The organism is Pseudomonas azotoformans, from assembly GCF_900103345.1.
In the GTDB taxonomy this organism is placed as follows: Bacteria; Pseudomonadota; Gammaproteobacteria; order Pseudomonadales; family Pseudomonadaceae; genus Aquipseudomonas; species Aquipseudomonas azotoformans.
On sequence record NZ_LT629702.1, the window covers coordinates 1,966,920 to 1,989,541 of the forward strand.

General features: G+C 61.9%; 27 protein-coding genes. 15 read left to right on the forward strand and 12 right to left on the reverse strand.

The genetic code is table 11. The annotated features are described in order from the left end of the window. Nucleotides 1-78: 78 nt before the first annotated feature. Both BLR69_RS08270 and BLR69_RS08275 read right to left on the reverse strand, forming a co-directional pair. The gene (locus tag BLR69_RS08270; RefSeq protein ID WP_071492616.1) at nt 79-495 is read right to left on the reverse strand and encodes a hypothetical protein; all 417 of its coding nucleotides are present in this window, start codon (nt 493-495) and stop codon (nt 79-81) included. 9 nt (nt 496-504) lie between these two features. After that, entirely contained in the window at nt 505-1,680 is a 1,176-nt protein-coding gene (locus tag BLR69_RS08275) for an NnrS family protein (protein WP_071492615.1), read from the reverse strand. Between the two features lie 134 nt (nt 1,681-1,814). Between BLR69_RS08275 and BLR69_RS08280 the strand changes: the two genes are divergently transcribed. Together BLR69_RS08280 and BLR69_RS08285 are read left to right on the forward strand one after the other, a co-directional pair. Further along, nucleotides 1,815-2,498 carry a Crp/Fnr family transcriptional regulator gene (locus tag BLR69_RS08280; RefSeq protein WP_071492614.1) on the forward strand — a complete coding sequence of 228 codons (684 nt, stop codon included), beginning with the start codon at nt 1,815-1,817 and terminating at the stop codon, nt 2,496-2,498. Then, nucleotides 2,495-2,686: a protein DnrP gene (locus BLR69_RS08285; protein WP_071492613.1), complete on the forward strand. Its 192-nt coding sequence runs from the start codon at nt 2,495-2,497 to the stop codon at nt 2,684-2,686. The genes BLR69_RS08280 and BLR69_RS08285 overlap by 4 nt, the downstream gene beginning before the upstream one ends. Here the strand turns inward: BLR69_RS08285 and BLR69_RS08290 are convergent. The 6 genes from BLR69_RS08290 to BLR69_RS30715 all read right to left on the reverse strand — a co-directional run bounded on the left by BLR69_RS08290 (nt 2,680) and on the right by BLR69_RS30715 (nt 8,180). Next, nucleotides 2,680-4,521: a nitric oxide reductase activation protein NorD gene (locus BLR69_RS08290; protein ID WP_071492612.1), complete on the reverse strand. Its 1,842-nt coding sequence runs from the start codon at nt 4,519-4,521 to the stop codon at nt 2,680-2,682. The genes BLR69_RS08285 and BLR69_RS08290 overlap by 7 nt on opposite strands. 70 nt (nt 4,522-4,591) lie before the next feature. Next, a complete protein-coding gene (locus BLR69_RS08295; protein WP_071492611.1) occupies nt 4,592-6,010 on the reverse strand; it encodes a cbb3-type cytochrome c oxidase subunit I in 1,419 nt (472 codons plus the stop codon). 3 nt (nt 6,011-6,013) lie between these two features. Next, complete coding sequence (locus BLR69_RS08300) at nt 6,014-6,454, reverse strand: c-type cytochrome (RefSeq protein ID WP_071492610.1); 441 nt, start codon at nt 6,452-6,454, stop codon at nt 6,014-6,016. A 152-nt stretch (nt 6,455-6,606) separates the two neighbouring features. Beyond that, nucleotides 6,607-7,116 (reverse strand): GNAT family N-acetyltransferase, encoded by a 510-nt coding sequence (locus BLR69_RS08305; protein ID WP_071492609.1) that lies wholly within the window; start codon nt 7,114-7,116, stop codon nt 6,607-6,609. Between the two features lie 4 nt (nt 7,117-7,120). Beyond that, nucleotides 7,121-7,909 (reverse strand): HesA/MoeB/ThiF family protein, encoded by a 789-nt coding sequence (locus BLR69_RS08310; RefSeq protein WP_071492608.1) that lies wholly within the window; start codon nt 7,907-7,909, stop codon nt 7,121-7,123. A 94-nt stretch (nt 7,910-8,003) separates the two neighbouring features. Beyond that, a complete protein-coding gene (locus tag BLR69_RS30715; RefSeq protein WP_156790784.1) occupies nt 8,004-8,180 on the reverse strand; it encodes a hypothetical protein in 177 nt (58 codons plus the stop codon). 441 nt (nt 8,181-8,621) lie between these two features. On the opposite strand from BLR69_RS30715, the gene BLR69_RS08320 reads away from it, so the two are divergent. Both BLR69_RS08320 and BLR69_RS08325 read left to right on the forward strand, forming a co-directional pair. Then, nucleotides 8,622-10,733, forward strand: a complete 2,112-nt coding sequence (locus BLR69_RS08320) for a peptidase domain-containing ABC transporter (protein ID WP_071492606.1) — start codon at nt 8,622-8,624, stop codon at nt 10,731-10,733. After that, entirely contained in the window at nt 10,720-11,043 is a 324-nt protein-coding gene (locus BLR69_RS08325) for a hypothetical protein (protein ID WP_076955275.1), read from the forward strand. Before BLR69_RS08320 ends, BLR69_RS08325 begins: the two co-directional genes overlap by 14 nt. 64 nt (nt 11,044-11,107) lie before the next feature. On the opposite strand, the gene BLR69_RS08330 is transcribed toward BLR69_RS08325, so the two are convergent. From BLR69_RS08330 to BLR69_RS08340, 3 genes are read right to left on the reverse strand one after another with little or no spacing between them, the layout of a single operon-like run. Next, nucleotides 11,108-11,341, reverse strand: a complete 234-nt coding sequence (locus BLR69_RS08330; RefSeq protein WP_071493252.1) for a cytochrome C oxidase subunit IV family protein — start codon at nt 11,339-11,341, stop codon at nt 11,108-11,110. 6 nt (nt 11,342-11,347) lie between these two features. Then, complete coding sequence (locus BLR69_RS08335) at nt 11,348-11,911, reverse strand: cytochrome c oxidase subunit 3 (protein ID WP_071493253.1); 564 nt, start codon at nt 11,909-11,911, stop codon at nt 11,348-11,350. Next, on the reverse strand, nt 11,895-12,671 hold the full coding sequence (locus BLR69_RS08340) for a CbbQ/NirQ/NorQ/GpvN family protein (protein ID WP_071493254.1): 777 nt from the start codon (nt 12,669-12,671) through the stop codon (nt 11,895-11,897). The genes BLR69_RS08335 and BLR69_RS08340 overlap by 17 nt, the downstream gene beginning before the upstream one ends. A 194-nt stretch (nt 12,672-12,865) precedes the next feature. Between BLR69_RS08340 and nirS the strand changes: the two genes are divergently transcribed. Genes nirS through BLR69_RS08395 form a run of 11 tightly spaced genes read left to right on the forward strand, consistent with a single transcriptional unit; the run spans nt 12,866 to nt 21,772 of the window. Continuing rightward, the gene (gene nirS, locus BLR69_RS08345) at nt 12,866-14,539 is read left to right on the forward strand and encodes a nitrite reductase (RefSeq protein WP_071493255.1); all 1,674 of its coding nucleotides are present in this window, start codon (nt 12,866-12,868) and stop codon (nt 14,537-14,539) included. A 24-nt stretch (nt 14,540-14,563) separates the two neighbouring features. Then, complete coding sequence (locus BLR69_RS08350) at nt 14,564-14,878, forward strand: c-type cytochrome (protein WP_071493256.1); 315 nt, start codon at nt 14,564-14,566, stop codon at nt 14,876-14,878. A 17-nt stretch (nt 14,879-14,895) separates the two neighbouring features. Next, nucleotides 14,896-15,213 carry a c-type cytochrome gene (locus tag BLR69_RS08355; RefSeq protein ID WP_071493257.1) on the forward strand — a complete coding sequence of 106 codons (318 nt, stop codon included), beginning with the start codon at nt 14,896-14,898 and terminating at the stop codon, nt 15,211-15,213. Then, a complete protein-coding gene (locus tag BLR69_RS08360; protein WP_071493258.1) occupies nt 15,210-16,379 on the forward strand; it encodes a cytochrome D1 domain-containing protein in 1,170 nt (389 codons plus the stop codon). Before BLR69_RS08355 ends, BLR69_RS08360 begins: the two co-directional genes overlap by 4 nt. Before the next feature lies 1 nt (nt 16,380). Next, the gene (locus tag BLR69_RS08365; protein WP_071493259.1) at nt 16,381-16,839 is read left to right on the forward strand and encodes an Lrp/AsnC family transcriptional regulator; all 459 of its coding nucleotides are present in this window, start codon (nt 16,381-16,383) and stop codon (nt 16,837-16,839) included. Then, nucleotides 16,836-17,351: a siroheme decarboxylase subunit beta gene (gene ahbB / locus BLR69_RS08370; protein WP_134434987.1), complete on the forward strand. Its 516-nt coding sequence runs from the start codon at nt 16,836-16,838 to the stop codon at nt 17,349-17,351. Before BLR69_RS08365 ends, ahbB (BLR69_RS08370) begins: the two co-directional genes overlap by 4 nt. Next, the gene (locus tag BLR69_RS08375; protein WP_071493260.1) at nt 17,344-17,787 is read left to right on the forward strand and encodes an Lrp/AsnC family transcriptional regulator; all 444 of its coding nucleotides are present in this window, start codon (nt 17,344-17,346) and stop codon (nt 17,785-17,787) included. Before ahbB (BLR69_RS08370) ends, BLR69_RS08375 begins: the two co-directional genes overlap by 8 nt. Next, nucleotides 17,762-18,262, forward strand: coding sequence for a siroheme decarboxylase subunit beta (gene ahbB, locus BLR69_RS08380; RefSeq protein ID WP_071493261.1), 501 nt, complete (start codon nt 17,762-17,764; stop codon nt 18,260-18,262). Before BLR69_RS08375 ends, ahbB (BLR69_RS08380) begins: the two co-directional genes overlap by 26 nt. A 12-nt stretch (nt 18,263-18,274) precedes the next feature. Beyond that, nucleotides 18,275-19,453, forward strand: a complete 1,179-nt coding sequence (gene nirJ / locus BLR69_RS08385) for a heme d1 biosynthesis radical SAM protein NirJ (RefSeq protein WP_071493262.1) — start codon at nt 18,275-18,277, stop codon at nt 19,451-19,453. Nucleotides 19,454-19,496: 43 nt separating this feature from the next. Further along, nucleotides 19,497-20,321, forward strand: a complete 825-nt coding sequence (gene cobA / locus BLR69_RS08390) for a uroporphyrinogen-III C-methyltransferase (protein WP_071493263.1) — start codon at nt 19,497-19,499, stop codon at nt 20,319-20,321. Then, nucleotides 20,318-21,772, forward strand: a complete 1,455-nt coding sequence (locus tag BLR69_RS08395; protein WP_071493264.1) for a nitrite reductase — start codon at nt 20,318-20,320, stop codon at nt 21,770-21,772. Before cobA ends, BLR69_RS08395 begins: the two co-directional genes overlap by 4 nt. Here BLR69_RS08395 and BLR69_RS08400 read toward each other — a convergent pair. Continuing rightward, nucleotides 21,769-22,605, reverse strand: coding sequence for an oxygen-independent coproporphyrinogen III oxidase (locus tag BLR69_RS08400; RefSeq protein ID WP_232000966.1), 837 nt, complete (start codon nt 22,603-22,605; stop codon nt 21,769-21,771). The genes BLR69_RS08395 and BLR69_RS08400 overlap by 4 nt on opposite strands. Nucleotides 22,606-22,622 lie beyond the last annotated feature (17 nt).

Genomic DNA, 22,622 nt, shown 5'->3' on the forward strand with positions numbered 1-22,622 from the left:
GCCACAGTGTGGGAACTGGCGCACCGTTATCCCTTGACCGCGATCAACAATCGGCCGCGGCATGACGCCGCATACCGCTTACCACAACGATTTAGCGATGATCACGATCAGCACCATGTGCGCGAGGATGCTGCGCCGAATCCACAGCGCACGCTTGGCACTCAGAAGCTGTTTACCCAGCCAGTACGCCAGCAGCAGGTAGTGCCCGATGATGCTCAGGGCCAGCAGGATTTTCAGGCTCAGCAGCCACGCAAAACGACCACTCCACGGCATGCCCCAGTAGTGCCAGGCCAGCCCCAGGCCCGCGCCATAGAGCACGACCACCACCCCGTGCAACACCCGCCGCGAGCGCCGGGCAATCGCCTGGTCGCAGGTGAACTGCGCGGACCAGGCCAACTCCTCCCGGGCGCTGTGCCAGATCACCACTTCAAAAAACAGCGTGCCGATAAACGCGATGGCCGCCAGCAGATGAACCATCAATAGCACTGAATACATGGATCTCTCCTAACCCGGATGCCCGTCCACACGCGCCTGCCACAGCATCGGCCCGTAGCGCCACAGGTACAGCCCCAGCCCGCTGGACCAGCACAGCGCCGCCAACCACAACGCCGCCACCGGCCACACCAGCACCAGCAGCACCCGGCACCCACACGCCAGGTTCAGCAGTGCAAAGGCCAGGGTCATGCCCGAGGGCGGCTGCAATGGCCGGCCGGTATGGCCCAGGCTGACCCGCGCAATCATCGCCAGGATCAACCCGGCCATGGCGCCGATGGTCAGCGCATGCACCGCCAGGCTCGGGTTGAGCGGCACACCAAAATGCCACAGCGCCATGCCCAGGCACGCCAGCGCCAGCCAGGCATAGGCCAGGTGCAGGGACCACAGCAGCGGCACCCGCCACAGGCCGCGAGCATGCCAACGCGCCAGGCGCAACAGATGGCCCACGCCCAGCAGCGCGAACAGCACAGCGATCCAGGCCCGTGGCAACAAGGCCACCCCACCGGCATACAACAACGCTACCAGCACCGAACCGCCCAACAGCAGGTGATCCAACCACGGCCAGGGCTTGACCGCCGCGACCCGACCCAGGCCGCGCTGGGTGAAAAACGGGATCACCCGCCCGCCGATCAGCCCCATCATCGCCGCCACCAACCAGAGGCCGGTCAACACTGCCTGGCGCTGCAAGCCCTGGTCATACAGTGCCAAGCCATCAGCCACCGCCAGCAATACCAGCACCAGCACAATCGGATAATTGCGCGTCTGTCGCACCTGCCACAGCGTCCATCCCATCACGCCCGCCACGGCCAGTGGGAAGCTCAGTTCCAGTACCGCCAGCAATGGCAGGGGAACGTTGAGCAACCAGCCTACGCGCGCCGCCAGCCACAGCGCCGCGAGTGCGCCCAAGGGTGCCCCGCTGAGCCCCGGGCGACCGGTCCAGGTCTGCACCGCCGTCAGCAAGAAACCGGCGATGATCGCCAGGCCAAAGCCGAACAGCAGTTCATGCCGATGCCAGGCCAGCCAGCCGCCGGCCGGTTGCCAACTGCCGGTCATGCCGCCCAGGGCCAGCAGCCACAGCGGCACCGCCAGCGCGGCCAACAGGCAGGCACCGAGGAAAAACGGCCGGAAGGCCAGGCGAAACAACGGGGTAATCGACATGGCCTTGCGTCGATCCAGTACGTGCATGGCAGGGCTCCTGAATGTATCACTGCGCCGATGGTGCACCTGCGCGCGCGTCTTGCCCTTGTCGCAGATCAAGCCGCGCCAAGGGCAACCGGATTAACCTCGACGCCCCTGCCCCTGTGTGCCCCGAGGTTAAGATGGTGCTCCATCGCGTCCATCACCAGATCCTGCGCAGTCATCACCTGTTCGAGCCCATGGACGAGCTACAACTAAACGAGCTGATGAGCAGCAGCCAGTTGCTCAGCGTCGACAAGGGCCAACCCTTGTTCCGCCAGGGCGAACCGGCGGACGCCTTCTACTTTGTGATCGCCGGCGCAGTGAAGATCTACCGCTTGACCCCGGACGGCCAGGAAAAGGTCTTCGAAGTGGTCGGCGAGCGCCACACCTTCGCCGAAGCGATGATGCTTATGGATACGCCCAACTATGTGGCGTGCGCCGAAGCCGTGTGCCCAACCCAGTTGTACCGGCTGTCCAACGCCACCTACATGCGCCTGCTGCACAGCAACAGCCGCCTGACCTTCGCCCTGCTCGGCACGCTGTGCGTGCGCCTGCACCAGCGGGTCAACGAGATCGAGACCCTGTCGTTGAAGAACGCCACCCACCGCGTGGTGCGCTACCTGATGACCCAGTTGATGCGCCTGCCGGTCGGCGAAAACCGTTTCCAACTGCCCATGGCCAAGCAACTGATCGCCGGGCATTTGTCGATCCAGCCGGAGACGTTCTCGCGGATTATCCGGCGCTTGATCGACGAACAGATCATCACCCAGGACGCTCGCCAGATCGCGATTCTCGACCGCCTGCGCCTGGAGCAATTCGAGTGAAGACCTGCCTGTATTGCCAGCACCGCAATGCGGTGGAGCGCGACACCTGCGAGCACTGCGCCATGCCGTTGCCGAGCGCCGAGGCCGGCAACCAGGCCCGCCGGCTCAGCCGTTTCCAGTGGTTCTGCGTGGGCCTCGTGCTGTTCTGCATCGCGATGTTCTTCTGGTTGCCCCGTGATATCTACTGACCCTCGGTGAGTTGTCGGTACAGCTGCGGCAAACGCTGGGGCAACTGCGCCGACTGGCGGATCAGCGTGAAGCCATGGGCGCCGAACATGTACGGCAGGTAATCGCCGGCCTGCTTGTCGATGGTGATGCAGAACGGCACCAGGCCCTGGCGTCGCGCCTCCAGCACTGCCTGGCGAGTGTCTTCCACGCCGTAGCGCCCCTCGTAGAGGTCCAGGTCGTTGGGCTTGCCATCGGTGAGCAGCAACAGCAGTTTTCGCCGTTGCTTGCAGGCGCTTAGCAGGTGGGTGGCCTGGCGAATCGCGGCGCCCATGCGCGTGTAGTAACCCGGCTTGAGGGCCTGGATCACCCCGCGTGTGCGGTCATCGTAGGGGTGTTGGAACGATTTGATCACCTGCAGGCGCACCTGCTGCCGACGCAGGGACGAGAACCCATACAGCGCAAAGCGGTCCCCTGCCCCTGCCAGGCTTTCGCCGAACAGCAACAGGCTGTCGCGGATCACGTCGATGACCTTTAGCGTGTCGTTCAGATGGGCGTCGGTGGACATCGACAGGTCCGCCAGCAGCAGGCAGGCCAGGTCGCGGTGGGTTTGGCGCTGCTGAATGAACAGCCCGCGTTCGGCACAGGCGCCGTGCTGGCGCTCCACATGGAAATCCAGCCAGGCCTGCAGGTCGAGTTCGCTGCCCTGGGGCTGCTGGCGTTGCCAGTGACGCTCGGTGCGCAGGTGCTGGAACTGGCGCCGCAGGCGTTGGGCCTGGGCGTGCAGGCGCGTGGGCAGCGCTTGGGGTTGATCGGCGCGCGGTTGCATCAGTTGCAGGTTGACGAAGGCGTCCTGCAAGCACTGCCGGCGGTAGTCCCATTCGGGCAGCTTGATGCCCTCGCCGAGGGGGATGTCGTCGACATCGGCGGGCGGCAGGTCCAGGTGCAGTTTCAGCCCGCCACTCTTGCGCACGCGCTGGCGCGACAGGCTCAGGTGGTCGAGGTCTTCGGCGACGCGGGCGGCGTCGGGGTCCTGGCTGTCGTCGGTCCAGCGGTCAAGCTCGACGTGCTCGGTCCAGCTGAACAGGTTTTCCAGGCGCACCACCAGCAGGCCGCCGTCGCGGGCTTGGTCATCCAGGCGTGTGGCGCGCTTGGGTGATCCCTGTTGTGCGCCCGGCGGCGCCGACAGATCGTCACCTTCGTCGTCGAGGTCGGCGCTGTGCGGTGCGTCCAACTGCTGCGGTGGGTACAGCCATAACGGCAATGGCCACGGGGCGCGCTCGCTGCGCGGCAGCTGGCGCACGCTACCGGGTTCGCGCAGGGCCTTGCGCAAGGCTTTTTCCAGGGCCGCTTCGTCGGGCTTGAGGCCCGCCGGGTCGGGGCGCAACTCCAGATGGGCATGCACCAGGCGACGATAACGGGGCAGCATCGCCGGGTAGCGTTGCAGCAACAGCCAGGTCCAGCGTTGATTGTCGCGGGCCCAGTGGGTCATGGGACCGGCGTGGGCGGCCAGCAATGCCAACCATTGGTACAAGTCGGCATTCAGCACCGGGTCGGGAAATACTGCCAGGCTGATCGGCAAGCGCAGGCGGTTGCCGTCACAGGTAGCCAGCGGCGCCTGCTTGCAGGTGCCGGCGATGCGCATCAGCAGGTTGCGCCGCAGCAACAGGTCACGCTCGCCAGCCGCCTCCACGACGATGCCGCCCGCCCCACCGAGGGCTCGGAACAGCAGCGCCACACGGCGTTGATGGTCAGCCAGGGCAACCCGCGCTTCGGGGAAATCCACACTGGCGCGGCGTGTGATAAAGCGGTGCCAGGCACTGCCGACCCACTCTTCAAGTTCCAGGGTAAAGCCCATGTCATTGCTCCAAACGTAAAACGGCCCGCTGTATCAGCCGGGCCGCCCTCTTGGGGATTAACCTTGTTGTCTACACGGCGGGGACCGGCTCACTAACCACGCCGCGCCGTTGCCGGAAGCTGTACAGGTAGCAGAGCAGCCCCAGCAGGAACACCACGCCGCTGGCCAATCGCGCCCAGAACAGCGTACCCAGGTGTTCCACCGTGGCCATGAACGGCAGCGCCACACCGTCCACCGGCCAGCGCTGCAACCACACCTGCACGGCGCCGGCGGCGGTGAGGAACAGGGTGATCATCACCATCGACACCACCATCAGCCAGAAGCCCCATACCTCGATGGTCTGCGAACGCGCATCCGGCGCTTCACCGAGGCCACGCAGGCGCGGCATGGCGTAGCTGATCAGGGTCATCACGATCATCGCGTAGGCGCCGAAGAACGCCAGGTGCCCGTGGGCCGCCGTGAGCTGGGTGCCGTGGGTGTAGAAGTTGACCGGTGCCAGGGTGTGCAGGAAACCCCAGACCCCGGCGCCGAAAAACGCCGTCACCGTGGTGCCCTTGGCCCACAACGTCGCCGCCCGGTTGGGGTGTTGGCGCCGACGGCGTTTGACCATGGTGAAGGCGAACATCACCATCGCCAGGAACGGCAACGGTTCCAGGGCCGAGAAGATCGAACCGACCCACAACCACACCTGCGGTGCGCCGATCCAGAAGAAGTGGTGCCCGGTGCCGATGATCCCGGTGATCAACGCCATGGCAATGATCACGTACAGCCATTTCTCCACCACCTCGCGGTCGACGCCGGTGACCTTGATCAGCACGAACGCCAGCATCGAGCCCATGATCAACTCCCACACGCCTTCCACCCACAGGTGCACCACCCACCACCAGTAGAACTTGTCCCGCGCCAGGTTGCCGGGGTTGTAGAAGGAGAACAGGAAGAACACCGCCAGGCCGATCAGCCCGGTCATCATCACCATGCTCACCGTGGTCTTGCGACCCTTGAGCAAGGTCATGCCGATGTTGTACAGAAAGCCCAGGCACACCACCACGATACCCATCTTGGTGATGGTGGGTTGCTCAAGGAACTCGCGCCCCATGGTCGGCAGCAGTTCGTTATGGGTCAATTTCGCCAGCGCGGCATACGGCACCAGCAGGTAGCCGAGGATGGTCAGCACCCCGGCCACGGCGAACACCCAGAACAACAGGATCGCCAGTTTCGGGCTGTGCAGCTCACGGTCCGCCTCCTCGGGCACCAGGTAATACGCCGCGCCCATGAAGCCGAACAGCAGCCACACGATCAACAGGTTGGTGTGCACCATTCGCGCCACATTGAACGGGATCAGCGGGAACAGAAAGTCGCCCACCACGTATTGCAGGCCCATGATCAGCCCGAACAGCACCTGGCCGACAAACAGCATCAGCGCAAACACAAAGTAGGGTTTGGCCACGGCCTGGGATTGGAATTTCAGATAGGGATTGGCGCTGCGCATGGCTCAGCCCTCCTTGTTCGGTGGCCAGTTGTTGGTGTCAATCTTCGAGCTCCATTTGAGGAACTCGGACAGATCGTTCACCTCCTGGTCATTGAGGTTGAATTGCGGCATGGCCCGACGCCCCGGGACGCCCAGCGGTTGCATCTTCATCCAGGCGTGCAGGAACGGCTTGAACCCTTCTTCACCGCCCCGGCGCTGGAACACATTGCCCAGCTCCGGCGCAAAGTAGGCGCCCTCGCCCAACAGCGTGTGGCAGCCGACGCAGTTATTGCGCTCCCACACGCCCTTGCCACGCACCACCGACTCGGTGAGTTGGTCGGCGTTGCTGCGGGCGGGAAAGGTCTGTTCGGTGTGATAGGTCAGGGCCAGGAAAATCAGGAAGAAGAACACGCTTCCTCCGAAGTAGATATTCCTGGCCATGCCCTTGGTGAAGGTCTCTGACATGGTCGTCTTCCTCATGGCTTGGCGGGGGCCATGATAGGAAGGTGGGGTTGGGAAACTGCTTGATGGCGATCAAGAATTGTTGATCGCGGTGGTGGGGTATTGGCGATGGTATACACGTACACTCTCGAAGCGCACGAAAACCATGCACCCGATCAGGTTATGTTTTTAGTGTAGAAAACACGGTCGACATACCCACTTTCTCTTTTGTAATACCCCGGCAAGGTACCGGCAAGTTCAAACCCGCATGTTTTTACTACCGCTATGCCCTGGGATTGCGTCGCCAGGTGAAAGTAGTACAGACACTCAATACCGATGGCTTTTGCCCGCGTTTCCAAGAGTCTTACCAACTCACGTCCTTCTTCAGCGTAGTCAGGCAGCAAACCGAAACGAATTTCCGCTACGTGACGCTCAATCCACCGGGGCCGCCGCTCGACCTCGCCTAGTCCCACAATCACTGACGCCTTATTCAACACACACAAAACAATAGCTTCCCCCGCTGCCTCTTTTTCAAGTAACTTGCCGATCCAGATGGCTTCCTTGTCAGGGTTTAACAATCGAACATCCGTGGGGCGCTCTACCCGCTCGGGGTCCCGTTCAACAAGTTGACTAAAAAAGGCTAACAGCGCTACCGCGTCTTGGGATGACGGCTGCTTAAACTCCATGGATCTACCTCTCTTCTGTATACACGGAACAGTATTCACATTCGCGTTTTTTAGCCACCTCATCGACACTAAACACGCCACTCAACAAAAGTGACGAAAACGTCAGCCGCTTATTAAAATACATCTTTTCCTCATAACCCAAAAACCATTTGAACACTTCTGCTGCGCCCAGCGTCCCCGCCACTGATGTAGACAATACATTCACAGGAACAGGTCCTGTATGTTCAACACGAGAATGATCCCGAGGAAACAAACAAGCAAAACAAGCGCTATTTCTTGAAGGCAGCATTGAGAACACATAGCCGTAAGAAAACTGGGCAGACGCATGGACCATAGGCTTGTTTCTTCGAAGGCAATACTCATTAACCGCATTTCGCCCATCAGGGGATTCACCCCCTTCAACAATAAAATCGTATGATTGGAGCAGCCTATCAATATTAGATCTGGAGACTTTTTCCTCAATCAACTCGATCGTTATATCCGGATTCAGGTTCGTCAGCGTTTTATGAGCCGCCATCCCCTTAGGTAACCCGACATCATTGGTTCGATAAAGAACTTGTCGGTTCAGGTTCGACAATTCGACTTTATCAAACTCAATTATCCCGATCCTGCCTATTCCACCCGCCACCAACGCCATGAGCAAGGTTGACTTAACGCCACCCGCACCAATCACTGCAACAGACGCAGCCTTCAATTTCCGCTGCCCCTCCTGCCCCCATTCAGGCATATTTTCCTGTCGATTATATCGATCATCCTTAAAATCAAACTGCATAAAATCCTGCCCTGCCTGCACGATAAAAAACTCATATTGACTCGTCCCCAAGCCCCAGGAAACTCGGGGCCGAGTCAGTCTTTACTGATTCACCATTAATTAAAGATCAGTCAAATCAACCATCGCACGCACGAAAACTTCTAGCATTGCATGCACCACCACTCACCTGTTCTATTTCATGCTGAAAAAGCTCAAGAACAGGATACTCTTCAAAAGCAGACTCCAACGTTTCCGACTCCAATTCAGACTTTCCAATGAGGCCTTCAGGCAGGCCACGCAAATAGATTTTCATATCTACATCCTCACTCTGTTAATTTTCAGAATTGTTTGGCGCCAACGGATTGACTATAAGAATTGCGATTGATTAGAGTCAACACAGACATTATGAATTTTTTATTTAAGGCAGAACTATGAAAAGCCAAAGCAAAATGACTACAGAAAACACCTACAAAAAAAGACCACCTATATTCAGAGCGAAAGCACTTAAATATTTAACGCATCGCCTGCAAGGAGACTTCCTACAAATACAAACCTCTGGACCGACTCGCCTTGCGATAGTATTTACTTGCTTTTCAAGCCTCACATTAATTGCTGTAGGATTTTTTTACATAACCTACTGGAAAAGAGAGCACACGTACCAACCCTTACCCGCACAACCAATAATCGGAAAGGATACTCAACACGCACCGTGTGTTTCACCGTTCTCAAACAAACATGACACGTGAGCACTGATATGACCTGGTTAAGACGTTTCAATAGACGCTCACTTCCAGTTTTACTCCAATCTGAAGCCGCAGAGTGTGGTCTGGCATGCCTGGCAATGGTGGCGACCTACTGGGGAAAAACCACTGACTTACTTGCATTGCGCCTGCGATTCAGTGTCTCGCTGAAAGGTTCGACCCTCAAGAGTCTGATATCCATTGCTCAGCACATCGGCTTTCAGTCACGACCTCTGCGCGTGGAGCTGGTACAGCTATCTCGCTTGAGGCTTCCCTGTATTTTGCATTGGGATATGAATCATTTCGTCGTCTTGAAAGAGGTCTCAACCAAGCGTGTGGTGATTCACGATCCCGTCTGTGGCGTGAGGCGGATGTCTATGGCTCAGGTATCCGAGCACTACACGGGGGTGGTGCTGGAGCTTTTACCTGGAGAATTATTCACCCCCTCAAATGACGGTAATCGAACGCCACTGAGGTCCATGCTTGGCAAAGTTGAGGGACTGCATTCAGGCATCGGCAAACTGCTGTTGATAGGCCTGGTTTTACAAGCCATAGCGTTGACCGCTCCGTTTTACGTGCAATGGGTGGTGGACGACGTACTCGCCGCAGGTGATCGGCAGTTAATGACAGTTCTCGGCATGGGATTCTTACTGCTCATTTTGCTTCAGGCGAGCCTGACATTTTTTCGCTCGTGGATGACGGCGGCGCTTTCCACTCACGTGAATTACCAGTGGCTGGGTAATGCATTTTCGCATCTGCTACGGCTTCCCATGACCTGGTTCGAAAAACGTCACTTGGGTGATATAGCTTCTCGGTTCAACGCTCTACAAGTCATCCAGAGAACCGTCACTACGCAACTGATCGAGGGCATCATCGACGGAGTTCTCGTCATCACTACACTTGTCTTCATGACCTTCTACAGCCTAGGGCTCACCGCCATATGTCTATTGGCAGTGGGTTTCTACACGATTCTGCGCTGGTACGCATTCAGCAGACAGAGCGAGGCTACTGCAGTCCACATTTCGCACACAGCCAAACAACACACTTTGTTTATCGAGACTGCCAGAGGCATACAGAGCATTCGCCTGTTCGGATGCGAAGAGCAACGGCGCCTGGCATGGGTTAACGGACTGGCGGATCAACTCAACGCCGAATTACGCGTTTCGAGACTTTCAATTTCGTTCCAATCAGCCAACGCATGGATCTTCAACAGTGAAAGGGTTGTTGTAATTTGGCTAGCTGCGCTTGCCGTCATGGATGGCAAGCTATCGGTGGGAATGCTCTTCGCATTCCTCAGTTACAAAGACCAGTTCAGTCAGCGCATTGCGGCACTGGTCGACAAGCTATTCGAGTTGAAGATGTTGCGACTTCACGGCGAACGTGTAGCGGATATCCTCCTAACCGCCCCTGAAAAAGATGCGCAGACCTTGGATGCGGATATTGAGTGTTTGCCTGCAACGGTTGAACTACGTCATGTGACGTTCAGGTACGCAGAAGAGGAGGCTGACGTCATAAATGATGTCAGCCTGAAAATTTCGGCAGGTGAATGCCTTGCGATTACTGGGAGCTCAGGATGCGGTAAGACGACATTGATGAAACTGATGCTGGGACTCTTGAAACCCACCTCAGGGGACATACTGGTAGGCGGGGTTCCACTCGAACAGCTAGGTTTGAAAAACTATCGCCAGATGACTGCTACGGTTATGCAAGATGATCAACTGTTTACTGGATCACTCGCAGACAACATCAGTTTTTTCGACGCCCAACCTGACCATGAAGCAATCGTTAACAGTGCAAAACAGGCCGCCATCCATGACGAAATCATGAGCATGCCTATGAGTTACAACACGCTTGTAGGGGATATTGGTTCAGGACTCTCAGGGGGACAAAAGCAGAGAGTCCTGCTAGCACGAGCTTTTTACCGGTCACCCAAATTATTGGTGCTGGATGAAGCGACCAGCCACCTCGATGTGTGGAATGAAAAGCTCGTCAATGCGGCCATCAAAGATGTGTCAATGACACGCGTACTCGTGGCACATAGGCCTGAGACTATAGCGATGGCAAGGCGGGTTATTACTCTGAACCAGGGAAAAATCATCAGGGACGTAAGGCATGCTGAACAATGATTCACGCGTTGCGAATGCCCGCTGGAGCGGGCTTGCCAGCAAAAAACGTGAGGGCGCCGCGTGCATTCTGGTTACCCGCGTCATCGTTAACGACCATCGCTGGCAAGCCAGCCCAGGGGGGAACGCCCACGCCTCAACGATCCGGTCGGCTACCAGGCCGCCGCGCTTTGTTTTTGATTTTGATCTTAGGCGGCCCCCCAAATCACTGTCGGATTACGGGCATACCGAGCCTAGGCGAGGTACCGAGTGTTGGGGCAAGAGCGTTTTGCTTACTTTTGACTGGGCCGGCATTCCGGCTTTTCAAAAGTGACCCGCCGTAAGGGCGGAACCCTAGGTGGCCGTTACCGAAGAAACGGATATGCCCTCTCCCACATTCAAACCAACACCCCCACACACCCCACCACCACCCAAGCCCACCCCAACACCCCCCACCGCCACCCCCAAGGCGCATCCCGCAATTCCATGAACCCATCCGCAATCAACCACGACTTGCCAACCGCCAACACCCACACCCCCCACCCCACACCAGCGCCCCCCGCCAACACCGTCCCCACACTCAACAAAACCAGCACAACCCAACACACCATCAACCCCTGCGACGCACTCATCCGCTCCTACCTCATCACATACACCACCGGAAACAACACCACCCACACCAGGTCCACCATGTGCCAATACAGCACCCCCGACTCCACCCCATTCACCGCCACCCCACCCCGCCAGCACACCAATGCCAGCCACCCGAGGATCAGCATGCCCAGCAGCACATGCAGGAAGTGAAACCCCGTCAGCACCCAGTACAAGGTGAAAAACCGGCTGTACTCCATCCCCAACCCGACCTCCACCAGATGGGTGTACTCGCCGAGCTTGATCCCCACGTACACCAGCGCCACCAGCAACGCCGCGCCAAACAGCCCGGCGCTGCGCCGCCAATGTCCCAGGCGCACCTGCTGCAAGGCCAACGCCGCAAGCAGCCCGGTCGTCAACAGGCTCACGGTCATCGCCAGCCCGGTGGAGGTGTCCAGTTGTGCGCGGCCCGAGGCAAACACCGCGGGTTCCAGGCGCTGGGTCACGGCGAATGCCAGGATCAGCATCGCGAACACGGTCAATTCGGCGAGGATGAAAAACCACATCGCCAGGTCACCCGGCAGGCACCGGGGTTCAGGCAAAGTGCACATCCACCACGTCCATCAGCCCGGCGACGGTCTGCGGGTCGTCGCTCAGGGCCTGGGCCAGGCAGGCCATGCAGGCTTCGCGCGGGGGCATGCCGGCGGCGATCAGGCGGGCGGTGAAGATCAGCAGACGGGTGGAGGCGACTTCTTCCAGGTCGTGTTGATCCAGGCGCCGCAACGCCTGGCCCAGGCGTACCACCTCAGTGGCCAACGCGTTATCCACCTGCGCCTCCTGGGCCACGATGCGCGCTTCGTCCGCCGCCGCCGGGTAGTCGAAGCGCATCGCCACGAAGCGTTGGCGGGTGCTGGGTTTCATGCCCTTGAGCAGGTTCTGGTAACCGGGGTTGTACGACACCACCAACATGAACGACGGCGGTGCCTTGACCACTTCGCCGGTGCGTTCCAGGTACAGCTCGCGGCGGTCGTCGGCCAACGGGTGCAGGACCACGGCAGTGTCCTGGCGCGCCTCGATCACTTCGTCCAGGTAGCAGATGCCGCCTTCACGCACGGCGCGGGTCAGCGGGCCGTCCTGCCACCAGGTGCCCTGGGCGCCGATCAGATGGCGGCCGACCAGGTCGGCGGCGCTGAGGTCGTCGTGGCAGGCAACGGTGTACAGCGGCAGGTTCAGGCGGTGCGCCATGTGCTGCACGAAGCGGGTCTTGCCACAGCCGGTCGGCCCCTTGATCAGCACGGGCATGCGGTGGCGCCAGGCGTGTTCGAACAGCACCTGTTCGTTGGCGAGGGGTTGGTAGAAGGGTGTGGTCATGGCCGGTATCCAAAGCGGGTTCGACGGCCACGCTAAGGGCGCCTGCGACAACCTGGCAAGCGCTACCCAAGGCAAACTTGATCGCCGTCAAGCGAGCATTCCGACACGTCGCCATAGTCTGGCCGGGCACTAAGAACCTGCGCCCCGCACCTGTTGCGTGGCATCGCAAAGGTCTCGCCTGAGGAGTACATGGAATGCTGACTCGCACCCGCAAAACCTTCACACTGAGCCTCGCCAGCCTGAGCTGCGCGCTGGCCCTGGCAATGCCCCCGACGGCCCATGGCGCCGCGCAACCCGCGCTGGTGAAAACCGCCGGCGCGCCGGACATGAGCCAGGCCGACTTCGACACCTCCAAGCAGATTTACTTCGAACGCTGCGCCGGCTGCCATGGTGTACTGCGCAAAGGCGCCACCGGCAAACCGCTGACCCCGGACATCACCCAGGCGCGTGGCCAGGCGTACCTCGAAGCGCTGATCACCTACGGCTCCCCCGCCGGCATGCCGAACTGGGGCACCTCCAATGCGCTGACCAAGGCGCAGATCAGCAGCATGGCCACGTTCATCCAGCACACCGCGCCCACACCGCCGGAATGGGGCATGGCCGAAACCCTCAAGACCTGGAAGGTGCTGGTCAAGCCCGAAGACCGGCCGAAGAAACAGCTGAACACGCTCAACTTGGACAACCTGTTTTCCGTGACCCTGCGCGATGACGGCAAGATCGCCCTGGTCGATGGCGACAGCAAAAAGATCGTCAAGCTGATCGACACCGGCTACGCCGTGCACATCTCGCGGATCTCCGCCTCGGGCCGCTACCTGCTGGTGATTGGCCGTGACGCCAAGATCGACATGATCGACCTGTGGCCGGCCGAACCCACCAAGGTCGCCGAGATCAAGGTGGGCATCGAGGCGCGCTCGGTGGAGACGTCCAAGTTCAAGGGCTACGAAGACAAGTACACCATCGCCGGTTCCTACTGGCCGCCGCAGTTCACCCTGATGGATGGCGAAACCCTGGAGCCCAGGCAGATCGTGTCCACCCGTGGCATGACCGTGGACACGCAGGAGTACCACCCCGAACCACGCGTGGCGGCGATCATTGCGTCCCACGAATGGCCGGAGTTCATCGTCAACGTCAAGGAAACCGGCAAGGTGATGCTGGTCAATTACCAAGACATCAAGAACCTCACCATCACCACCATCGACGCCGCACCGTTCCTGCATGACGGCGGCTGGGACAGCACCCACCGCTACTTCCTCACGGCGGCCAACAACTCGAACAAGGTGGCGGTGATCGACTCCAAGGAGCGCACCCTCACCGCCCTGGTGGACGTGGGCAAGACCCCGCACCCCGGGCGCGGCGCGAATTTTGTGCACCCACAGTTCGGCCCGGTGTGGGCCACCAGCCACCTGGGGGACGGCGGCATTTCGGTGATCGGCACTGACCCTGTCAAGCACGCGCAGTACGCCTGGAAACAGGTGGCTTCGTTGAAGGGCCAGGGCGGCGGTTCGCTGTTTATCAAGACCCACCCCAACTCCCACCACCTGTACGTGGACACCACGCTCAACCCCGACGCCAAGCTCAGCCAGTCGGTGGCGGTGTTCGATATCAACCACCTCGACAAGGGCTACAGCGTACTGCCGATTGCCGAGTACTCCGGCATCAAGCAAGGCGCGCTGCGCGTGGTACAACCGGAATACAACAAGGCCGGCGACGAGGTGTGGTTCTCGGTGTGGAACGGCCAGACCGAAGAGTCGGCGCTGGTGGTGATCGACGACAAGACCTTGAAGCTCAAGCAAGTGATCAAGGACAAGCGCCTGATCACCCCGACCGGCAAGTTCAACGTGTTCAACACCCAACACGATATTTATTGAGCCCAATCAACATGAGGTCCGCCAATGAAAAATATTCTCCGCGCACTGCTGGCAACCGCCGCTGCGCTCAGCCTGCAACCGGCGCTGGCGCAAGACGGGCCGGCCCTGTTCAAGAGCAAGCCCTGCGCTGCCTGCCACGCCATCGACAGCAAGCTGGTGGGGCCGGCCTTGAAGGATGTCGCGGCCAAGAATGCCGGTGTGAAAGACGCCGCCACCACCCTGGCCAGCCATATCAAGAACGGCACCCAGGGTAACTGGGGGCCGATCCCGATGCCGCCGAACCAGGTCACGAATGACGAAGCCAAGGTATTGGCCGAGTGGGTCCTGACCCTGAAATAACCGCCAAGGAGCGCGCCATGAAAGTCTCGATGATCGGTTCGGCCGTGGCGCTGCTTCTACTCATTCCCGTGCCCGCAGGCGCCGGGGTGGATGCCCAACGATTGGAACATCTGCTGACCCAGGACTGCGGCGCCTGCCACGGTCTGTACCTCACCGGTGGCCTCGGCCCGCCGCTGACACACCAGGCCCTCGCCGGCCAGAGCCGTGACAGCCTGATCGCCACCGTCACCCATGGCCGCCCTGCCCGTGCGATGCCGGGCTGGGCGCCGCTGCTCAGCGCGAGTGAAATCGCCTGGCTGGTCGATCGACTCCTGCAAGGAAGCCCCGCCCCATGATCCGTCCCACCCTGTTAGCCGCTTGCCTGTTGCTGGGCGCCTGTACCCAACCGACGTTGCGCGGCACCGGCGACCTGGGCCTGGTGATCGAACGTACCAGCGCCAGCGTGCAAATCATCGAGTCCACCGGCATGAGCAGCCTGGCGCGCATCGAGGGCATGGGCGATCTGTCCCATGCCTCGGTGGTGTTCTCCCGCGACCAGCGCCATGCCTATATTTTCGGCCGCGACGGCGGGCTGACCAAGGTCGACCTGCTGGGCCAGCGCATCGAAAAGCGCATCCTCCAGGGCGGCAACAGCATCGGCGGCGCGATCAGCCAGGATGGGCGCCTGATCGCCGTGTCCAACTACCAGCCCGGTGGGGTCAAGGTGTTCGACGCGGTGACCCTGGCCCAGGTGGCGGACATTCCCGCCACCACCCTCGCCGATGGCAAGCGCTCCCGCGTGGTAGGCCTGGTGGACGCGCCCGGCCAGCGCTTCGTGTTCAGCCTGTTCGACACCGGCGAGATCTGGAGCGCGGACTTCAGCCAGGGCAACGCGCCACGCATCAGCCGTTTCACCGGCATCGGCGAGCAGCCCTACGACGCCCTGGTCACCGCCGATGGCCGCTACTACATGGCCGGCCTGTTCGGTGAAGACGGCATGGCCCAGCTCGACCTGTGGCACCCGGAACACGGCGTCAAGCGCGTGCTTGCCGACTATGGCCGTGGCCAGGAAAAACTGCCGGTGTACAAGATGCCCCACCTCGAAGGCTGGGCCGTGGCCGACAACCAGGCCTTTGTGCCGGCCGTGGGCCGTCACCAGGTGTTGGTGATGGATGCCCGCAGTTGGCAGCAGACCGCTGCCATCGCCGTGGCCGGCCAGCCGATCTTTGTCACTGCGCGGCCCGATGGGCGCCAGCTGTGGGTCAACTTCGCCTACCCGGACAACGACCGGGTGCAGGTGCTCGACAGTGAAACCCACCAGATCATCGCCGACCTGCGCCCCGGCCCCGGCGTGCTGCACATGGAGTTCACCGGGCGTGGCGACCAGCTGTGGCTGTCGGTGCGCGATGGTAAGCAGGTGCAGGTCTGGGACCCGTATCGCCTGACCTTGCTCAAGACCCTGCCGGCCTTGAGCCCCAGCGGGATTTTCTTCAGCAACCGTGCGCAAAAAATGGGGTATTGAAATGGACCTTGACCTGCTCAGCCGTCGACTGATCGACCGTTACCAGCACGGCATGCCGCTGTGCGCCGAACCGTACAGGGAGATGGCCCGGCTGCTCGACTGCACTGAAGCCGAACTGATGGCCTGCCTGCAACGCCTGGAACTGGCGGGTGCCTTGTCGCGCATCGGCCCGGTGTTCGAACACACCCGCGCCGGCGCCAGCACCCTGGCCGCACTGGCGGTGCCGATCGAGCGCCTGGAACAGGTGGCGCAGCGCGTCAGCCAGTACCCGGAGGTCAACCACAACTACGCACGCGAACACCACTACAACCTGTGGTTCGTGCTGACCGGCCCGCACCGCCAGCACTTGGAACAGGTGCTGGCGGAACTGGAGAAAGACACCGGCCTGCCGCCCCTGGACCTGCCGATGCTCACCGCCTACCGCATCGACCTGGGGTTTGCCCTGGGAGAACATCCGTGATCACGCCGCTGAACCACGAACAGATGCTCGACCTGCGCCAATGCCTGGAGCGCGGCCTGCCCCGAGTGACACGACCGTATGAGGAACTGGCGGAGCTGATCGGCGCCCATCACGACCAGGTGTTGCAGCAGATGCAGCAATGGCACGAGCAAGGCCTGTTCCGACGGGTCGGCCTGGTGCTCAACCACCGTGCCCTGGGCTTTGTCGCCAACGCCATGCTGGTGCTCGACGTGCCGGACGCGCTGGTGGACGAAGTGGGTACGCGCCTGGGCCGCGCCGCCGGGATCAACTTGTGTTACCAGCGCCCCCGGCGTTTGCCGCAGTGGCGCTACAACCTGTTCTGCATGGTCCATGGCCGTGAACGCGAAGCCGTGACCGCGCATATCCAGGCGGTGTTGCAACAACAGCAGCTCAGCGACCTGCCCCACCAACTGCTGTTCAGCACCCGCGCCTACAAACAATGTGGCGGACGTTTCGCCCCGCCGCCGTCACAGGTATGGGCCCATGGATGATCTCGATCGCCAATTGATCAATCGCCTGCAACGCGGCTTGCCGCTGGTGCGCCAGCCGTGGCAGCAACTGGCGCAGGAACTGCACAGCCGTCCCTGCGAGTTGCTTGACCATCTGCATGACTTGCTTGAAGACGACGTGCTGACCCGCTTCGGTCCGATGTTCGACATCGAGCGCCTCGGCGGCGCCTTCACCCTCGCTGCGTTGGCGGTGCCCGAAGCCCGCTTCGAAGCGGTGGCCGCGCAAGTCAACGCGCTGGCGCAAGTGGCCCACAACTACCGCCGCGAACACCACTGGAACATGTGGTTTGTGCTGGCCTGCGCCACCGAGGCGGAGCTGGCCGTCACCTTGTCCCGCATCGAAGCCCTCACCGGGTTGGCGGTGCTCAATCTGCCGAAGGAGCAAACCTACCATGTCGGTGTGTATTTCCCGGTCTGACAAGGCCCTGGCCCTGCGCTTGATCGCCCTGACCCAAAGCGGCCTGCCGCTGGTGGAGGACCCGTGGGCGTGGCTGGCCGAGCAATTGGGCATCAGCGTCGAATCGACCCTGGACCTGCTCAAGCGCTTGCAGGCTGAAGGTGCGATCCGGCGCATCGCTGCGGTGCCCAACCACTACCGCCTGGGCTATCGACACAACGGCATGACCGTGTGGGATGTAGTCGACGAGCAGATGCCGCGCCTGGGCGAACTGATCGGTGCGCAGCCCTTCGTCAGCCACTGCTACCGCCGACCACGCCGACCCGGTTGGCCCTACAACCTGTTCGCCATGGTGCATGGGCGCAGCCGCGAAGAAATCGACAGCTACCGTGAGCACCTGCGTTACCTGCTGGGTGAAGCCTGTGGTGCTGATGAAATGCTGGTGAGCAGCCGCATCCTGAAAAAAACCGGCCTGCGCCTGGCCACCTCGCACTAGAAGGAGTGCTCTATGCTGCGGATCAGTCAGTACTTGCGTACCCTCGCCGGCCGCTGCCCGCCGCCGCGCGCTTCAACACCCGGCAGCGACCGCCCGCCGGTGGTGATCTGGAACCTGCTCAGGCGTTGCAACCTCACCTGCAAACACTGCTACGCCACCAGCGCCGACAGCGTGTTTCGCGATGAGCTGGACACCGAAGCGGCGCTGCGGGTGATCGATGATTTGCACGCGGCGGGCGTGCGCGTGCTGATCCTGTCGGGCGGTGAACCGCTGCTGCGCGAGGACCTGTTCCAGCTCAGCGCCTATGCCCGCGACAAGGGCTTTTTCGTCGCCCTGTCGACCAATGGCACGCTGATCGATGAGCAGAATATCCAGCAGATTGCCGACGCGCGTTTCGACTACGTCGGCATCAGCATCGACGGCCTGGAGGCGACCCACGACGCGTTTCGCCAACTGCACGGCAGCTTCCAGCGCTCGATGCACGCCATTCGCCTGTGCCGCGAAGCCGGGATCCGCGTGGGGCTGCGCACCACGTTGACCCAGGCCAACCACGCGCAACTGCCGCAGTTGCTGGCGTTGATGCGCGCCTACGATGTGCAGAAGTTCTACCTGTCGCACCTCAACTACAGCGGGCGCGGCAAGCGCAGCCGCTTGCTGGATGCACACCGGCAGATGAGCCGTGACGCCATGACGCTGATTTTCCAGCAGGCCTGGCATGACATCGAACAGGGTATCGACAGCGATTTCGTCAGCGGCAACAACGACGCCGACGCCGTGCTGTTGCTGCAATGGGTGCACCAGCACCTGCCCGAACACTACCCACAGCTCGAACACTTGCTGCATGGCTGGGGTGGCAATGCCTCGGGCAGCGGCATCGCCAATATCGACAACACCGGCGAGGTGCACCCGGACACCTACTGGTGGCAGCACTCGGTGGGCAATGTGCGCAACACCCGCTTCCGCCAGCTCTGGCTGGACCAGCCCGACCCGTTGCTGCTGCGCCTGCGCGAACACCCGCGCCGCATCGGCGGGCGCTGTGCCGAGTGCCGCTGGCTGGCGATCTGCAACGGCAACACCCGCACCCGCGCCTGGGCCGATGGCGATCTGTGGGGGCCGGACCCCGGTTGCTATTTCAACGATGCCGAAATCGCCCGGCATCCCACACCGTTGATCCCTTGCACCACCCGGTGACACAACCGGGGGCGCCAACCTGATGATGAACCAAGGATGTCTCATGCACACGCCAACCGCCCTACCCGCTAGCTTGCACAGCCCCTTCCACCCCGGCGAAGTCGCCCTGGTCGGCGCCGGCCCCGGTGACCCGCGCCTGCTCACCCTGCGTGCCTGGAGCCTGTTGATGCAGGCCGACGCCGTGGTGTTTGACCGGCTGATCAGCGCCGAGCTGCTGGCGCTGATCCCCCTGAGCTGCGCCCGGCATTACGTGGGCAAGGCCAGCGGTTACCACAGCCTGCCCCAGGACCAACTCAACGCACTGCTGGCGGAACTGGCCGACCAGGGCCAGCGGGTGGTGCGGCTCAAGGGCGGCGACCCGTTCATCTTCGGGCGCGGCGCCGAGGAACTCGAATACCTGCTGGCACGCGACATCCCCTGCCAGGTGGTGCCGGGCATCACCGCCGCCTCCGGTTGCAGCGCCTACGCCGGCATCCCGCTGACCCACCGCGACCTGGTCAACTCCTGTCGCTTCGTCACCGGTCACCTGCAGCGCGACGGCGCCTTGAAACTGCCGTGGGCCAGCCTGGCCGAGCCGAGCCAGACCCTGGTGTTCTACATGGGCCTGGCGAACCTGGCGCTGATCGCCGAACACCTGGTGGCAGCCGGTCTGCCGGCAGATACCCCCGCAGCGCTGATCAGCAACGGCACTCGCGCCGACCAGCACGTGGCGCGTGGCACCTTGCGCCAGTTGCCGACCCTGGCCGCCGACTGTGAACCGGGCGTGCCCACCCTGACGGTGATCGGCCATGTGGTGAACCTGTTCGCCGAAGCCACCTTGCACTACCCCGCCAGCCTGTCGGCACCGCGCATCCCGGTGGCGGTATGAAACGCCTGCTGCTGGTGCCGTTGCTCTGGATCAGCGCTGCCCATGGCACACCAGCCGAGGATTACGGCGAATATTGCCAGAGCTGTCACGGCCTCAACCGCATCGGCGCCAGCGGCCCGGCGTTACTCCCGGAGAGCCTGGGGCGGATCAAGCCGGACGAGGTGCGCAAGGTTATCGAACAGGGCCGTCCCGCCAGCCAGATGGCCGGGTTCGGCTTGCAGTTGAGCGCCGCACAGATCGACGGCCTGGCGAACTACCTGCAACAGCCACCGGCCACGCCGGCCACCTGGAGCGTGCAGGACATCCGCAACAGCCACCGCCTGCTGGCAGACGTCAGCACGTTGCCCAGCACCCCGCAGCACCACGCCGACCCGCTCAACCTGTTTGTGGTGGTGGAGTCCGGTGACCATCACATCGACATTCTCGACGGTGATCGCTTCACCGTACTGGACCGCTTCGCCAGCCACTTCGCCGTGCACGGCGGGCCGAAGTTCTCGCCGGACGGGCGCTTCGTCTACTTTGCTTCCCGCGACGGCTGGATCAGCCTGTACGACCTGCACAACCTCACCCTGATCGCCGAGACCCGCGTCGCCCTCAACACCCGCAACCTGGCGGTGAGCAAGGATGGCCGCTGGGTGCTAGTGGGCAATTACCTGCCGGGGAACCTGGCGGTGCTCGATGCGCGTGACCTGTCGCTGGTCAAGACCCTGGAGACGGGCTCGCGGGTCAGCGCGGTGTACACCGCGCCGCCGCGCAACAGTTTTGTGGTGGCGCTCAAGGATGTGAATGAGGTGTGGGAGCTGTCCTACGCGGCGGCGCACCCCACGTTTGAACCCCGGCGTATCCCGGCCCGCGATGTGCTGGACGACTTCTCGTTCACCCCCGATTACCGCCAGTTGCTCGCCACCTCGCGCAAGGCCGGTGGCGGCCAGGTGATCGATCTGGATTCGGGCGCGGTGGTCACTGACATTCCGCTGGCGGGCATGCCGCACCTGGGCTCCGGTACGTACTGGAAGCGCGACGGCAACTGGGTGTTCGCCACCCCGAATATCAGCCAGGGGCAAATCACCGTGCTCGACCCGAGCACCTGGACGCTGATCAAGCAGATCCCCACACTCGGCCCGGGCTTCTTCATGCGCAGCCATATCCACTCGCGCTACGTGTGGAGCGATGTGTTCTTCGGCCCGGATAACGACGCCATCCACCTGATCGACAAGCAGACCCTGCACATCGCCCACACCCTGCGCCCGGTGCCGGGCAAGACGGCGGCCCACGTGGAGTTCACCCGGGACGGGCGCTACGTGCTACTGAGTATCTGGGCCACCGACGGCGCGCTGATCGTCTACGACAGCCAGACCCTCAAGGAGATCAAGCGCCTGCCCATGAACAAGCCATCGGGCAAGTACAACGTGGGCAACAAGATCGAGTTTGCCGAGGGCACCTCCCACTAGTGTCGGCCAAACAGACCCAGGCCAATGCGGCTGCAATCACCGTGCAGGGTGAAACCCTCTTCGGTGCGCCGCAATCGACCGCGCTCCTGGGCCTGGGTCAACTCATCGTCGCCACGGGCAAATTGGCCCAGGCCGAGGTAGTGATAACCGGCCGCTTCCAGGCGCTCGACGCACAACAGCCCCATGGCGGTGCTTTGCGCGGCGCTGCACAACGCCTGCGGGCACTGCCCCGCGTATCGCGCCGGTAGCCGGGCATAGTCGAACACTTGCAGGCGGTCGGGCTCCAGCGCGATCAGGCTGGCCAGCTTCGCCTCCAGGCTGGCCAGGGTCTGCCAGGCATTGCCGTAGCCCAGGTCAACACTCACTGAACGGAACCCGAAGGTGCGCGCCGCATCGATCAACGACTGGATCGGTGCCGGATCACGATAGGCATCCTGGGAAGCAGGGTCCGCGGTACAGGCATCCGGCACGCCGATGCACACCCGGTTGAAACCCAGTTCGCGCAACCGGCCGACGCTGCCCCAATCGCTGTGCTGGGGCGCCAGGTCGATGGCGTAGTCGCCGCGGTCGTGCTCAAGGAAATGCAAACGCTCATGCAGTCGCATCATGTGCGCCTGCACATCGCCGATGGGCGCTGCCCCGCGCCACTGGAAGTGCTCAACCGGCTGGCGACTGCCCAGGCCGCCACCGATCAGGCGTATCTGCTGCGCCAAGCTGCGGCGGTAAACGGCACTCGGCGTACCTGGCCAGTGCAGGGTCACTGCCAGTGGACGCTGCCGTTGGCGGCTGGTGCGCAAAGCACGGGCGACATCGAGAGGAATGACGGTGTGCATGGCGGGCTCCGGATCCG

Excerpts from the sequence above, each read along its gene's own strand:
- BLR69_RS08270 (WP_071492616.1), bottom strand. The coding sequence starts at position 495 with ATGTATTCAGTGCTATTGATGGTTCATCTGCTGGCGGCCATCGCGTTT.
- BLR69_RS08275 (WP_071492615.1), bottom strand. The coding sequence starts at position 1,680 with ATGCACGTACTGGATCGACGCAAGGCCATGTCGATTACCCCGTTGTTT.
- BLR69_RS08280 (WP_071492614.1), top strand. The coding sequence starts at position 1,815 with ATGGTGCTCCATCGCGTCCATCACCAGATCCTGCGCAGTCATCACCTG.
- BLR69_RS08290 (WP_071492612.1), bottom strand. The coding sequence starts at position 4,521 with ATGGGCTTTACCCTGGAACTTGAAGAGTGGGTCGGCAGTGCCTGGCAC.
- BLR69_RS08295 (WP_071492611.1), bottom strand. The coding sequence starts at position 6,010 with ATGCGCAGCGCCAATCCCTATCTGAAATTCCAATCCCAGGCCGTGGCC.
- BLR69_RS08300 (WP_071492610.1), bottom strand. The coding sequence starts at position 6,454 with ATGTCAGAGACCTTCACCAAGGGCATGGCCAGGAATATCTACTTCGGA.
- BLR69_RS08305 (WP_071492609.1), bottom strand. The coding sequence starts at position 7,116 with ATGGAGTTTAAGCAGCCGTCATCCCAAGACGCGGTAGCGCTGTTAGCC.
- BLR69_RS30715 (WP_156790784.1), bottom strand. The coding sequence starts at position 8,180 with ATGAAAATCTATTTGCGTGGCCTGCCTGAAGGCCTCATTGGAAAGTCT.
- BLR69_RS08320 (WP_071492606.1), top strand. The coding sequence starts at position 8,622 with ATGACCTGGTTAAGACGTTTCAATAGACGCTCACTTCCAGTTTTACTC.
- BLR69_RS08325 (WP_076955275.1), top strand. The coding sequence starts at position 10,720 with ATGCTGAACAATGATTCACGCGTTGCGAATGCCCGCTGGAGCGGGCTT.
- BLR69_RS08330 (WP_071493252.1), bottom strand. The coding sequence starts at position 11,341 with ATGAGTGCGTCGCAGGGGTTGATGGTGTGTTGGGTTGTGCTGGTTTTG.
- BLR69_RS08335 (WP_071493253.1), bottom strand. The coding sequence starts at position 11,911 with ATGTGCACTTTGCCTGAACCCCGGTGCCTGCCGGGTGACCTGGCGATG.
- BLR69_RS08340 (WP_071493254.1), bottom strand. The coding sequence starts at position 12,671 with ATGACCACACCCTTCTACCAACCCCTCGCCAACGAACAGGTGCTGTTC.
- nirS (WP_071493255.1), top strand. The coding sequence starts at position 12,866 with ATGCTGACTCGCACCCGCAAAACCTTCACACTGAGCCTCGCCAGCCTG.
- BLR69_RS08350 (WP_071493256.1), top strand. The coding sequence starts at position 14,564 with ATGAAAAATATTCTCCGCGCACTGCTGGCAACCGCCGCTGCGCTCAGC.
- BLR69_RS08355 (WP_071493257.1), top strand. The coding sequence starts at position 14,896 with ATGAAAGTCTCGATGATCGGTTCGGCCGTGGCGCTGCTTCTACTCATT.
- BLR69_RS08360 (WP_071493258.1), top strand. The coding sequence starts at position 15,210 with ATGATCCGTCCCACCCTGTTAGCCGCTTGCCTGTTGCTGGGCGCCTGT.
- BLR69_RS08365 (WP_071493259.1), top strand. The coding sequence starts at position 16,381 with ATGGACCTTGACCTGCTCAGCCGTCGACTGATCGACCGTTACCAGCAC.
- BLR69_RS08375 (WP_071493260.1), top strand. The coding sequence starts at position 17,344 with ATGGATGATCTCGATCGCCAATTGATCAATCGCCTGCAACGCGGCTTG.
- ahbB (WP_071493261.1), top strand. The coding sequence starts at position 17,762 with ATGTCGGTGTGTATTTCCCGGTCTGACAAGGCCCTGGCCCTGCGCTTG.
- nirJ (WP_071493262.1), top strand. The coding sequence starts at position 18,275 with ATGCTGCGGATCAGTCAGTACTTGCGTACCCTCGCCGGCCGCTGCCCG.
- cobA (WP_071493263.1), top strand. The coding sequence starts at position 19,497 with ATGCACACGCCAACCGCCCTACCCGCTAGCTTGCACAGCCCCTTCCAC.
- BLR69_RS08395 (WP_071493264.1), top strand. The coding sequence starts at position 20,318 with ATGAAACGCCTGCTGCTGGTGCCGTTGCTCTGGATCAGCGCTGCCCAT.
- BLR69_RS08400 (WP_232000966.1), bottom strand. The coding sequence starts at position 22,605 with ATGCACACCGTCATTCCTCTCGATGTCGCCCGTGCTTTGCGCACCAGC.